Annotated in this window: 11 protein-coding genes; 4 read left to right on the top strand and 7 right to left on the bottom strand. The window is 71.5% G+C overall.

Annotated elements, in window-relative coordinates; genetic code table 11:
- Positions 1-6: 6 nt before the first annotated feature.
- Positions 7-1509, top strand: coding sequence for a M1 family metallopeptidase (locus ACIBJF_RS35795; RefSeq protein WP_399180155.1), 1503 nt, complete (start codon positions 7-9; stop codon positions 1507-1509).
- Between the two features lie 662 nt (positions 1510-2171).
- Here ACIBJF_RS35795 and ACIBJF_RS35790 read toward each other — a convergent pair.
- Genes ACIBJF_RS35790 through ACIBJF_RS35780 form a run of 3 tightly spaced genes read right to left on the bottom strand, consistent with a single transcriptional unit; the run spans position 2172 to position 5101 of the window.
- Positions 2172-3089, bottom strand: coding sequence for a PfkB family carbohydrate kinase (locus tag ACIBJF_RS35790; RefSeq protein WP_399180153.1), 918 nt, complete (start codon positions 3087-3089; stop codon positions 2172-2174).
- The gene (locus tag ACIBJF_RS35785) at positions 3086-3574 is read right to left on the bottom strand and encodes a macro domain-containing protein (RefSeq protein WP_399180151.1); all 489 of its coding nucleotides are present in this window, start codon (positions 3572-3574) and stop codon (positions 3086-3088) included. The genes ACIBJF_RS35790 and ACIBJF_RS35785 overlap by 4 nt, the downstream gene beginning before the upstream one ends.
- 42 nt (positions 3575-3616) lie before the next feature.
- Positions 3617-5101: an amino acid permease gene (locus tag ACIBJF_RS35780; RefSeq protein WP_399180149.1), complete on the bottom strand. Its 1485-nt coding sequence runs from the start codon at positions 5099-5101 to the stop codon at positions 3617-3619.
- A gap of 234 nt (positions 5102-5335) precedes the next feature.
- Between ACIBJF_RS35780 and ACIBJF_RS35775 the strand changes: the two genes are divergently transcribed.
- On the top strand, positions 5336-6043 hold the full coding sequence (locus ACIBJF_RS35775) for a MerR family transcriptional regulator (RefSeq protein ID WP_399180147.1): 708 nt from the start codon (positions 5336-5338) through the stop codon (positions 6041-6043).
- On the opposite strand, the gene ACIBJF_RS35770 is transcribed toward ACIBJF_RS35775, so the two are convergent.
- The 4 genes from ACIBJF_RS35770 to ACIBJF_RS35755 form a co-directional block, all read right to left on the bottom strand.
- Positions 6029-8212 carry a 3-hydroxyacyl-CoA dehydrogenase NAD-binding domain-containing protein gene (locus ACIBJF_RS35770; RefSeq protein ID WP_399180145.1) on the bottom strand — a complete coding sequence of 728 codons (2184 nt, stop codon included), beginning with the start codon at positions 8210-8212 and terminating at the stop codon, positions 6029-6031. The genes ACIBJF_RS35775 and ACIBJF_RS35770 overlap by 15 nt on opposite strands.
- A 41-nt stretch (positions 8213-8253) precedes the next feature.
- A complete protein-coding gene (locus ACIBJF_RS35765; RefSeq protein ID WP_399180143.1) occupies positions 8254-9468 on the bottom strand; it encodes an acetyl-CoA C-acetyltransferase in 1215 nt (404 codons plus the stop codon).
- Between the two features lie 43 nt (positions 9469-9511).
- On the bottom strand, positions 9512-10672 hold the full coding sequence (locus tag ACIBJF_RS35760; protein WP_399180141.1) for a CaiB/BaiF CoA transferase family protein: 1161 nt from the start codon (positions 10670-10672) through the stop codon (positions 9512-9514).
- A 170-nt stretch (positions 10673-10842) separates the two neighbouring features.
- On the bottom strand, positions 10843-11025 hold the full coding sequence (locus ACIBJF_RS35755; protein ID WP_399180139.1) for a hypothetical protein: 183 nt from the start codon (positions 11023-11025) through the stop codon (positions 10843-10845).
- A 63-nt stretch (positions 11026-11088) separates the two neighbouring features.
- Between ACIBJF_RS35755 and ACIBJF_RS35750 the strand changes: the two genes are divergently transcribed.
- Complete coding sequence (locus ACIBJF_RS35750; RefSeq protein ID WP_399180137.1) at positions 11089-12288, top strand: saccharopine dehydrogenase family protein; 1200 nt, start codon at positions 11089-11091, stop codon at positions 12286-12288.
- 114 nt (positions 12289-12402) lie between these two features.
- Positions 12403-12549, top strand: a complete 147-nt coding sequence (locus tag ACIBJF_RS35745; RefSeq protein WP_399180135.1) for a hypothetical protein — start codon at positions 12403-12405, stop codon at positions 12547-12549.
- The last annotated feature ends 82 nt before the right edge of the window (positions 12550-12631 follow it).

Here is a 12631-nt window from a genome sequence, read left to right as displayed (position 1 = left end):
GCTGACGTGCACCGCAGAATCATCGCGCCGGGCGCACTGGCGGCGGCCTCCCTCCTGCTGGCGATCCCGGCATCGGCCGCGAGCTTCTCCCCCGGCGCGCCGGGCATCGGCGACCCCTACTACCCGTACTACGGCAACGGCGGCTACGACGTCTCCCACTACGACCTGAGGCTCCAGTACCAGCCGACGACGGACGAGTTGCAGGGCACGGCGACGATCCTGGCGAGGACCACGCAGGACCTGTCCAGCTTCGACCTGGACTTCCTGCTGGACGTGAGCGAGGTGCGGGTCAACGGCGCCAAGGCCGCCTTCACCACGTCCGGGCAGCACGAACTGGTGATCACGCCGAAGACGCCGCTCGCCAAGGGCACGCCGATCACCGTGGTGGTCCGCTACAGCGGGGTGCCGTCGACGAAGAGCGCCTACGGCTTCACCACCTGGCACCGCACGCCCGACGGCGCGGTCGCGGCCGACGAGCCCGAGGCCGCCTGGTGGTGGTACCCGAGCAACGACCACCCGAGCGACAAGGCCACCTACGACGTGTCGGTGGCCGTGCCCGACGGCACCCAGGCCCTCTCCAACGGCACGCTGCAGTCGACCAGTTCGAGGCTGGGCTGGACCCGCTACAACTGGCGGCAGAACAAGCCGCAGGCGACCTATCTGAGCACGCTCGCCCTCGGCAAGTTCGATATCACGACCAGCACCTCCGACGGCGGGGTGCCGGTCATCAACGCCTACAGCAAGGACCTCGGCGACAACGACGGGGCCGCGCGGGCGAGCGTGGAACGCACCGGGGAGCTCGTCGACTGGCTGAGCGGCTACTTCGGGCCCTACCCGTTCAGCACCGCCGGCGGATACGTGCCGAACACCACCACCGGGTACGCGCTGGAGACCCAGACCCGCGTCTACTACAGCCCGAAGCAGTTCGCGAACGGCTCCAACACCTCGGTGGTCGTGCACGAGCTGGCCCACCAGTGGTACGGCGACGACGTGTCGCTGAAGGGCTGGAAGGACATCTGGATCAACGAGGGCTTCGCCCGGTACGCGCAGTGGCTGTGGTCGGAGCACGAGGGCGAGGGCACCACGCAGGAACTCGCCGACTACGTGTACGCCTCCCACCCGGCCGATGACGCGTTCTGGACGGTCAAGCCCGGTGACCCGGGTCCGGACGACCAGTTCGACATCGCCGTCTACGACCGCGGAGCGCTCGCCATCCAGGCACTGCGCAACGAGATCGGTGACGACGCGTTCTTCCGCATCCTGAAGGGCTGGCCGCAGGAGCACGCGTACGGCAACGCCTCGGTGGCCGACTTCCAGAAGTACGCCGAGCAGGTGTCCGGCAAGCCCCTCGCGGCGCTGTTCGACACCTGGCTGTTCCAGCCGTCGAAGCCGGCCGCGCCCGCGGCCCGCGCCGCGGCGCCGGCGAAGGCGGACACGGCGGTGGCCCAGCCGAAGTCGTGGAAGAAGATCGAGGCGACGAACGACATCCACGCCACACGCGGCCACTGACCCGGGCCGGGCGGCCCGAGGCCACCCCGGCTCTGCCGTCCGGCCGGCGCAGGGGCTCGGCCCGGGCACCCGGCCGGTGCGGGCGCCCGGGCCCGCCGCCCGGCGGGCTCAGGGCAGGCACCGGCCCCACCGCCCGGCATGCGCAGAGACGCGGCCCCTGGCATCCGGCCGGTGCAGGAGCTCGGCTCGACTCGGGCATCCGGCCGGTGCAGGCGCCCGGCCCCGCCACCCGGCCGGTTCAGGGGCTCGGTTCCTCCGCCCGGCCAGCGCAGAGACCCAGCCCCTGGCATCCAGCCGGGTGCAGGAGCTCAGCCCTGGCAACCGGCCTGTGCGGGCCCCGGAGCCGCCACCCATCCAATGCAGAGCCCCAGCCCAGCCGTCCGGCCGGTTCAGGAGCTCGGCCTTGACACCCGGCCGGGTGCAGGAGCTCGGCTCTGACATCCGGCCAGTGCGGGCCCCCGGCCCCGCCACCCAGCCAATGCACAGCCCCGGCCCTGCCGTCCGGCCCGGTTCAGGGGCTCGGCCCTGACACCCGGCCAGTGCAGAGACCCGGCCCACCCCCCCGGCCTGCGCAGAGACCCGGCCCACCCCCCCCGGCCTGCGCAGAGACCCGGCCCACCCCCCCGGCCTGCGCAGAGACCCGGCCCTGGCATCCGGCCCGTTCAGGGGCTCGGTTCCGCTGACCGTTTGAGGAGTTCGTCCCGGGCTATCGACTCCGCTCGGGAGGCCGGGACGGTGCACGCGTGCGCGCCCGCGACCGCGCCGTAGCGGGCGCAGGTCGCGGGCGGCTCGCCGGCGAGGCGGCCGTAGAGGAACGCGGCGGCGAAGGCGTCGCCCGCGCCGTTGGAGTCCACCACCGGCGCGGGCGGCAACGCCGCGGGCACGCGGGTCAGCTCGCCGTCGGCCAGTAGATACGCGCCCTCGGCTCCGGCGGTGGCGACGACCACCTCGGCCCTGCCCCGCTCGGTGATCCGACGCATGGTGCGCTCGGGGTCGGTCAGGGCGGTGGCCGACAGGAAGACGACGTCCGCCGCGTGGGCGAAGGGCTCGTGGTAGGGGTTCTCCCCGTCCCAGTCGTGCAGATCCGTGGACAGCGGCACGCCCGTCGCGGCCAGGACCGGCAGAGCCTCGGCGCAGGGCTGGGTGATGGTCACGTGCACATGCTGGCTCGCCCCGGCCAGCGTCCGCAGCGTCTCCTGCGGGAAGCGGTCGCCGGGGCGGGCTCGGCTGGTGTCGTACAGGGACAGGCGGCGGCCGTCCGGGCCGACGAGGTTGACCGCCCGTTTGGTGCCGGCGGGCTGCGGGAGTGCGGTCAGTCCGATGCCGTGCTCGCGGTGCAGGGCGCGTACGAGGTCGCCCTCGGGGTCGTCGCCGAGCAGGTCGAGGTGGTGGGTGCGCAGGCCGAGTGCGGCGAGGCCCAGCGCGACGAAGTCGCCGGTCTGCCCGGCCCGGGTGCGGATCCCGGAGTCGATCATGTAGCTGTCGGCGTACGGGAGGGGCAGTTCGGGGACGTGGATGATCGTGTCCACGCCGGCTCCGCCCAGTACCAGGACGTCCGTCGCAGGGGTGTGTGAGCTCATCCGCCGCCCTCTCCGTGGTCGTAGACCGTCACGGCGATGCCGTGCTTCACCAGCCGCTCGATGATGAGCGGCTCTATGCGGGACCAGGTGCCGCCCGCCAGCCCGCAGCCTATGCGGGGCATGTGCACGGACGCGCCGCGTTGGGTCACCTCGATCGCGAGGCGGGCGAGGGCGGTGTCGATCGCCTCGTAGCGGACGGGGACGCCCTTGCTGCCCCTGCGGATACCGCGCTGGCCGATCATGTTGGCCACCCACGCATACGGCTCGACCCGGACCATCTGGACGGCGCCCAGCCCGAAGCCGCTCCGGGCGCGGTCGCGGTGCCAGGCGCGGTACGCCGCCTCCGGTTCCGGCCAGCGCCGCGAGACGGCGAGGACGAAGCCCTTCCCCCAGCCGCCGATGTCGTTGCAGACGTGGGCGATCACCTTGACGCCCTTGACCGACGGCACGGTGGCGTCACCCCGGACATACATGATCCCCGACATGACGCCACCGTAGGCGATGCCACTGACAGTGGCGCTGAACTGCTAGTTCGTGGAGCGCGACAGCTCCGTCAGCTCCTGGTCGGTGGTCTTCGACACCCGGCGGCGCACGCCGAACCAGCCTGCGACCAGCATGACGGCGATCACCGGGATCAGCAGGATGGTCTTCCGGCCGACCTCGGGGTCGTTCCACATCATGCCGAGGCAGATCAGCAGGAACGCGATCGTGGCGATCTCGATGACCGGGCTGAACTTCAGCTGGAAGTGCGGCCGGGTCGCGAGGCCCGCGCGGGCGCGGCGGACGAAGATCATGTGGCAGATCATGATGATCACCCACGTGCTGATGATGCCGAGGGAGGCGATGTTCAGCACGATCTCGAAGGCCTGGCTGGGCATCAGGTAGTTCAGGCCGACGCCGAGCACACAGACCGCGCAGGTCAGCAGGATGCCGCCGTAGGGGACCTGGCTGCGGTTCATGCGGGCGGTGAACTTAGGGGCGGAGCCCGCCATGGCCATGGAGCGCAGGATGCGGCCGGTGGAGTACAGGCCGGAGTTCAGCGAGGACATGGCGGCGGTCAGCACGACCAGGTTCATCACGTCACCGGCCGCGGGGACACCGATCTTCGACAGGACCGTGACGAACGGGCTCTCGTCGGCGGAGTACACCGAGCCGGGCAGCAGCAGGGCGAGCAGCACGACGGAGCCGACGTAGAACAGGCCCACACGCCACATGATCGAGTTCACCGCACGCGGGACGACCTTCTCCGGCTCGGCGGTCTCGCCGGCGGCGATACCGACCAGTTCCAGGGCGGCGTAGGCGAAGATCACGCCCTGCATGACCAGGACGACCGGCATCGCGCCGTGCGGGAAGAGTCCGCCGTGGTCGCTGATGACGCTCAGACCAGGTGTGTGGCCGCCGACCTTGTGCTGGGTGGCGAGCAGGAAAATGCTGATCAGCATGAAGCCGACGATGGTGGCGACCTTGATGATCGAGAACCAGAACTCGAGCTCGCCGAAGATCTTCACCGAGATCAGGTTCACGGCCAGGACCACCGCGAGGGCGATCAGCGCCAGCACCCACTGGGGAATGCTGGTGAACATGCTCCAGTAGTGCGTGTAGAGCGCGATCGCGGTGATGTCGGCGATGCCGGTGGTCGACCAGTTCAGGAAGTACATCCAGCCGGCGACATAGGCGCCCTTCTCGCCGAGGAACTCGCGCGCGTAGGACACGAAGGACCCGGAGGACGGGCGGTACAGGACCAGTTCGCCGAGGGCCCGGACGACGAAGAAGGCGAAGACGCCGCAGACCAGGTAGGCCAGGGCGAGCGCCGGGCCCGCGTTGTGCAGGCGGCCGCCGGCTCCGAGGAGGAGTCCGGTGCCGATGGCGCCACCGATGGCGATCATGTTGACGTGGCGGGCCTTGAGGTCCTTGCTGTAGCCGGCGTCGCCCGCGTCCGCGGGCGTCTGGGCGGCCTGCGCGGCCTGGATGCGGGCGGGGGCCCGTGCCGATTCCACGGCGTCCTTGCTCACGGGTGGTTCACTTCCTGGTGCGCCCGGACCTCGTGGGTTCGGGGGACGTGCAGGGCTTGGTCCGCACCACCCTGATGAGTCGCGGTACAGACCAAGGCAGCAGCTTCCCGGAAAGATCCGCCCCTACGCGGTGGCCCACGTCACACAGCGTTACTTCTCACACAATCAACCCAGAGTCCATATAGCGTTCACCCGAGGTTTCACACCATTGGTGAGACAGCGATACTGCTGCACATGACGACCGATGCCGGGGACACGCCCCTCACCATCGACGAGCTGGCCGCCCGGGCCGGTGTCACGGTGCGCACCGTCCGGTTCTACGGCAGCAAGGGGCTGCTGCCGCCCCCGGTGATCGGCCCGCGCCGGGTGGGGCACTACGGACCGGATCACCTGGCGCGGCTGGCGCTGATCGAGGAGTTGCAGCAGCAGGGCATGACCCTGTCGGCGATCGATCGCTACCTCAGGCAGCTGCCTGCCGGTCTCTCCCCGCACGACCTGGCCATTCACCGTGCGGTCGTCGCGTCCTGGGCGCCGGACACGGTCGACACGGTGTCGCGGGAGGAGCTGGAGCGGCGGGCCGGACGGCCGCTCGCCGACGAGGACGTGGAGCGGCTGGCGGCGATGAACGTCGTCAAGGCGGCGGAGGGCGGCGCCTTCCGCGTCGACTCCGGGCTGCTCCGGCTCGGGGTGCAGCTGCTCGACGTGCCACTGTCGCACGAGGTGATCCTCGCGGCGCGCAAGGTGCTCATCGAGCACTCGCGCGCCGCGGCTCACGAGCTCTCCCAGCTCTTCCGCGGCGAGGTGGCGGAGCGTGACGCCCGGGACGTGAAGTCCCTGTCGGCGCACATGCACCCTCTGGTGGTGCAGGCGCTGCTGACGACGTTCCAGCGCTCGCTGCGGGAAGAGCTGAGCGGGTGGGTCACCGGGTCAGGAACGGACTGAGTCGCTGAACGGCTCCCCCTTCTCGGCCTTCTCCACGAGCAGCGCGGGCGGGGTGAAGCGCTCGCCGTATGCCTCGGCGAGTTCCCGCGCGCGGGCCACGAAGCCGGGCAGGCCGCCTTCGTAGCCGTTGATGTACTGCAGGACGCCTCCGGTCCAGCCGGGGAAGCCGATGCCGAAGATCGAGCCGATGTTGGCGTCGGCGACCGACGTCAGGACGCCCTCTTCGAGGAGGCGTACGGTGTCGAGCGCCTCGGAGAAGAGCATCCGCTCCTGCATGTCCCGGAACGGGATCTGGTGCCCGGGCTTGGTGAAGTGCTCGCGCAGGCCCGGCCAGAGTCCGGCGCGCTTGCCGTCCTCGGTGTAGTCGTAGAAGCCGGCGCCGCCGCTGCGGCCGGGGCGGCCGAAGTCGTCGACCATGCGGTCGATGACGGCTTCCGCCGGGTGCGCGGTCCAGGTGCCGCCCGCCTCCTCCACGGCCCGCTTCGTCTCATTGCGGATCTTGCGCGGCAGGGTGAGAGTCAGTTCGTCCATGAGGGAGAGGACCTTGGCCGGGTAGCCGGCCTGGGCGGCGGCCTGCTCCACCGAGGCGGGCTCGATGCCCTCGCCGACCATGGCGACACCCTCGTTGATGAAGTGGCCGATCACGCGGGAGGTGAAGAAGCCGCGCGAGTCGTTGACGACGATCGGCGTCTTGTTGATCTGCCGGACCAGGTCGAACGCGCGCGCCAGCGCCTCGTCACCGGTGCGCTCGCCCTTGATGATCTCCACCAGCGGCATCTTGTCGACGGGCGAGAAGAAGTGCAGCCCGATGAAGTCGGCCTGGCGCTCCACACCCTCGGCGAGGGTGGTGATGGGCAGGGTGGAGGTGTTGGAGCACAGCAGCGCGTCGGGCGCGACGACGGACTCGATCTCCTGGAACACCTTGTGCTTGAGCGAGGTGTCCTCGAAGACGGCCTCGATGACCGCGTCGCAGCCCGCGAGATCGGCGGCCTCGGCGGTGGGCGTGATCCGGGCAAGCAGCGCGTCCGCCTTCTCCTGGCTGGTACGGCCCTTGGCGACGGCCTTGGCGCACAGCTTCTCGGAGTAGCCCTTGCCCTTGGTCGCCGCCTCCAGGGAGACGTCCTTCAGGACGACGTCGATGCCGGCGCGGGCGCAGGAGTAGGCGATGCCGGCGCCCATCATGCCGGCGCCGAGGACGGCGACCTTGCGGACCTGGCGGGGCTCGATGCCCTTGGGGCGGTTGGCGCCGGAGTTGACGGCCTGGAGGTCGAAGAAGAACGCCTGGATCATGTTCTTCGAGGTCTGACCGGCGGCCAGCTCCACGAAGTAGCGGGCCTCGATGACCTGGGCGGTCTCGAAGTCGACCTGGGAACCCTCGACGGCCGCGGCGAGGATGTTGCGCGGAGCCGGGTAGGGGGCGCCGTTCGTCTGCTTGCGCAGGGTGGCCGGGAAGGCGGGCAGGTTCGCGGCGAACTTCGGGTTGGCGGGCGTACCGCCGGGGATCTTGTAGCCGGGCTTGTCCCAGGGCTGCTGCGACTCGGGGTTGGCGTCGATGAAGGCGCGGGCCTTGGCGAGCAGTTCCTCGGGGGTGGCGGCGACCTCGTGGACGAGGCCGTTCTCCTGGGCGCGGCGTGCGTTGTACTGCTGGCCCTGGAGGAGCACCTTCAGCAGGGCGTCGGCGATGCCCAGCAGCCGTACGGTGCGCACGACGCCGCCTCCGCCGGGGAGCAGGCCGAGGGTGACCTCGGGGCAGCCGATCTTGGTGCCGGAGGTGTCGAGGGCGACCCGGTGATGGCAGGCGAGGGCCAGTTCGAAGCCGCCGCCCAGGGCGGCGCCGTTGATGGCGGCGACGACGGGCTTGCCGAGGGTCTCGATGCGGCGCAGGTTGCGCTTGATGGCGAGGCCGCCGTCGAAGAGGTCCTGGGCGGTCTCCGGGGTGACCCGGATCAGGTCGCGCAGGTCGCCGCCCGCGAAGAAGGTCTTCTTGGCGGAGGTGAAGATGATGCCGCGGACGGAGTCCTGCTCGGCCTCCAGGCGGTCGGTGATCGCGGCGAGGGAGTCGCGGAACGCCTGGTTCATGGTGTTCGCGGACTGGTTGGGGTCGTCCAGGACGAGGGTGACGACACCGGTGTCGTCCTGCTCCCAGCGGATGGTGGTGCTCTCGGTCATGACAGTCGTCTCCGTTGAAGTCTGGTGATTCCGCGGGGAGTTCAGATGCGCTCGACGATGGTGGCGATGCCCATGCCGCCGCCGACGCACAGGGTGGCGAGGCCGTAGCGCTTGTCCTGGCGCTCCAGCTCGTCGATGAGCGAGCCGAGGATCATCGCGCCGGTCGCGCCGAGCGGGTGGCCGAGGGCGATGGCGCCGCCGTTGACGTTGACCTTGTCCAGGGACAGGCCCATGTCCTTGACGAAGCGCAGCACGACCGCGGCGAACGCCTCGTTGATCTCGACCAGGTCGATGTCGTCGACGGTGAGGCCGGCCTTCGCCAGGGCCTTGCGGGTGGCGGGGGCGGGCCCGGTGAGCATGATGGTCGGCTCCGAGCCGGAGACGGCGGCGGAGACGATCCGCGCGCGCGGGGTGAGGCCGTAGCGCTCGCCGACCTCCTTGGAGCCGATCGCGACGAGCGAGGCGCCGTCCACGATGCCGGAGGAGTTGCCCGCGTGGTGGACGTGGTCGATCTTCTCCACCCAGTGGTACTTCTGCAGCGCGACGGCGTCGAAGCCGCCCAGCTCGCCGATGTCCGCGAAGGACGGCTTGAGCTTCGCGAGCGAGTCGGCGGTGGTGCCGGGGCGCAGGTGCTCGTCGTGGTCGAGGACGACCAGGCCGCTGCGGTCCTTCACGAGGACGACCGAGCGGTCGAAGCGGCCCTCCTTCCAGGCCGTGGCGGCGCGCTCCTGGGACAGGGCCGCGTACTCGTCGACGTCCCGGCGGGAGAAGCCCTCGATGGTGGCGATCAGGTCGGCGCCGATGCCCTGCGGCACGAAGTTGACCGCGAGGTTGGTCATCGGGTCGTTGAACCAGGCGCCCCCGTCGGAGGCCATCGGCACCCGGGACATCGACTCCACGCCGCCCGCGAGGACCAGGTCCTCCCAGCCGGAGCGGACCTTGGCCGCGGCCAGGTTGACGGCCTCCAGGCCCGAGGCACAGAAGCGGTTCTCCTGTACGCCGGCGACCGTGTCGGGCAGTCCGGCGGCGATCGCGGCGATCCGGGCGATGTCGGAGCCCTGGTCGCCGACCGGTCCGACGACACCGAGGACGATGTCGTCGACGGCGGCCGGGTCGAGGCCGGGGAAGCGGTCGCGGATCTCGTGGATGAGGCCGACGACCAGGTCGATGGGCTTCGTGCCGTGCAGGGCGCCGTTCGCCTTGCCGCGGCCGCGCGGGGTGCGGATCGCGTCGTACACGTACGCTTCGGTGCTCACTGGTGTGCCTTTCGGGAGGGTGGGCCGAGCGGGGTGGGCCGGGTCAGTCGGCGTCGGTGACCGGGTCGCCGTCGACGGGTGCGGGTATCCCCCAGTCCCGCGCCACCGCCTCCGTGTCGGCACCCGGCAGGGCGGGGCCGGTACGGACGGACGTCGGGGTGGCGGAGAAGCGGGGGGCGGGGGCCGGCTGGGTGATGCCGGCGTGGTCGGTGAAGGTGCCGCGGGCGGCCAGGTGCGGGTGGTGCGGGGCCTCGCGCAGGGACAGCACGGGCGCCACACAGGCGTCGGTTCCCTCGAAGAGTGCCGTCCACTCGTCGCGGGTGCGGGATTTGAAGCGGGCGGCGACGCGCTCGCGCAGCTCGTCCCAGCGGCTCCAGTCCGTGTGAGCCGCTGCAAGGTCGTCCAGCCCGAGCAGACGCAGGAACTCCGCGTAGAACCGCCCCTCCAGGGCGCCGACCGCCATGTACTCGCCGTCGGCGGTCTCGTAGGTGCCGTAGTACGGGCAGCCGCCGTCGAGGAGGTTGGCGGCGCGCCGGTCCTGCCAGCCGCCGGCCGCGAGCATGCCGTGGATCATCGCCGAGAGGTGGGCCGTGCCGTCCACGATGGCGGCGTCGACGACCTGTCCGGTGCCGGTCACGCGCGCGTGGTGCAGGGCGGCCAGGACGCCGACGACCAGGTAGAGGGAGCCGCCCGCGTAGTCGCCGAGCAGGTTGGCGGGAAAGACCGGGGGCTCGTCCGGGCGGCCGGTCATGCCGAGGGTGCCGGTCACCGCGATGTAGGACACGTCGTGGCCCGCGCGGTCGGCGAGCGGGCCGTCCTGCCCCCAGCCGGTCATGCGGCCGTAGACCAGGCGCGGGTTGCGGGCGTGGCAGTCCTCGGGGCCGACGCCGAGGCGCTCGGCGACGCCCGGGCGGTAGCCCTCGATGAGGATGTCGGCCCGCTCGGCGAGGTCCAGCACGCGCGCGGAGCCGTCCGCTGCCTTCAGGTCCACGACGATCGAGCGCTTGTTGCGGTTGGTGACGTCGTACGCGGGGTCGATGCCGAGGCCGGGGCCGCCCGGCCGGTCCACCCGGACCACGTCCGCGCCCAGGTCCGCCAGGAGCATGGCCGCGAACGGGCCCGGCCCGATGCCGGCCAGCTCGACCACGCGCACGCCGGACAGCGGCCCGCCGCCCGGCGCCGCCGGCGTCTCTGCCGTCGTCATGCGTCCAGCTCCCAAGGGTGTGTGACACAACTGATGTAACACCGGTGATGCTAAGAACGTGCTCCACCGGGCACAAGACCTAACGAGCAAGCGCTTAGCCAAGTGCCCGGATCAGCGCGGATCACCCGGGAGGGTGAGAGGCGCCTGCGCCGTGGCGCAGCCCGTGTGCGCTAGGAGACCCGTGTGTCGAACTCGGCTATGGAGCGTTCCGGGGCGGTCGACCGGCGGCCCTCCCCGCCCCACTCCCGCAGCGGCCCGCCCTCGGGACCGAGCGTGAACCCGGGCACTTTCCCCCGCTTCGTCAGGGCATTCCTGGCTTCGGCCACCGCTGCCTCCGGGCTGGTCGTCGACACTCGCACTCCTCACGCTAGCCTCAGCCACCGACAGCGGCGCGGGCTGCGGGACCAAGGGGTGTCATGAGCAGGCTAAACAGGACAGACCGTCCCTACGACCTCGTGCTCTTCGGAGCCACCGGCTTCGTCGGCACCCTCACGGCGGAGTATCTCGCCGCGCACGCGCCCAAGGACCTGCGCTGGGCGGTGGCCGGCCGCGACGAACGCAGGCTGGAGCGGCTGCGCGAGCGCCTGCCCGGCGGCGCCGACATCGGCGTCCTGCGGGCGGACGTGACCGAACCCGCGACCCTGCGCGCCCTCGCCGAGCACGCGCGCGTGGTCGCCACGACCGTCGGGCCGTACGTGCTCTACGGCGAGGAACTGGTCGCCGCCTGCGCGGACGCCGGGACCGACTACCTGGACCTGACCGGCGAACCGGAGTTCGTGGACCTGACGTACGTCCGGCACGACGCACGCGCACGGGAGACCGGCGCGCGCCTGCTGCACGCGTGCGGCTTCGACTCCGTACCCCACGACCTGGGCGTGTACTTCACCGTCCGGCAACTGCCCGAGGGCGTACCGCTGACCGTGGACGGATACGTGACCGCCGACGCGGCGTTCTCCGGCGGCACCCTGGCCTCGGCGCTGAACCAGTTCGCCCGCGGCCGGCAACTGCTGGCCGCGGCGCGTGAACGGGGCCGGCACGAGCCGCGGCTGATGGGGCGACGGGTCGCGGCGCCGACGGGCGCGCCCCGGTTCGCCAAGGAGGTCGGCGCGTGGGCGCTGCCGCTGCCGACCGTCGACCCGCAGATCGTGCGCCGCTCGGCGAAGGCGCTCGACCGCTACGGCCCCGACTTCCGCTACCGGCACTACGCGGCGGTGCGCCACCTGCCGGTCGCCCTCGGCGGGGTCGCCGCCGTCGGCGCGGTGCTGGCGGCCGCCCAACTGCCGCCCGCCCGGCGCTGGTTGTCGGGCCGACTGCAGCCGGGGGACGGGCCGAGCGCGGAGCGGCGGGCGCGGAGCCGGTTCGCGGTGCGCTTCGTCGGCGAGGGCGGCGGGCGGCGCGTGTTCACGGAGGTCTCGGGCGGCGACCCCGGTTACGACGAGACGGCGAAGATGTTCGCCGAGGCGGCCCTCAGCCTGACCTTCGACGACCTCCCGCCGACGGCCGGGCAGGTCACCACGGCGCAGGCGATGGGGGACGCCCTGACCGGGCGGCTGCGCGCCGCGGGAATCACCTTCCGGGTCGCGGCCACGGGCCCGGCCGTCTCCTCCCCCGTTTGAGACTTTCGCCGCCGATGGCCCAGGCCACCCGCGGCCTCCGTCGCGAAAGTCTCACAAGGATCTTCAATGAAACGATGGAGGCCCGGGCCGCTGAACGAAGGAGGCGGGTGAGGCATGAAGTTCGTGCTCGAAGTGACCGTGGACGAAGGCGCGTCGGCGCAGGACCGCGCCGGTGAGCTGGGGCGCATCCTGCGCTACTGGGGCGGGAACCTCCACCACTACGCCCTCGAACCCGGAGACGGCTCGGCCGTCTACCTTTGATCTTGGCCGGTGCGCCGCCCTTGGGGGCGGTGGTGAAGGCCATCTCAAGCCCGCTCTGACCCGCACGTGAGCACGGGTCGGC

This window comes from Streptomyces sp. NPDC050743 (assembly GCF_044456925.1).
GTDB lineage: Bacteria > Actinomycetota > Actinomycetes > Streptomycetales > Streptomycetaceae > Streptomyces.
The sequence above is the reverse complement of the archived record's forward strand: the minus strand, read 5'-3'. Positions and strand labels throughout refer to the sequence as shown.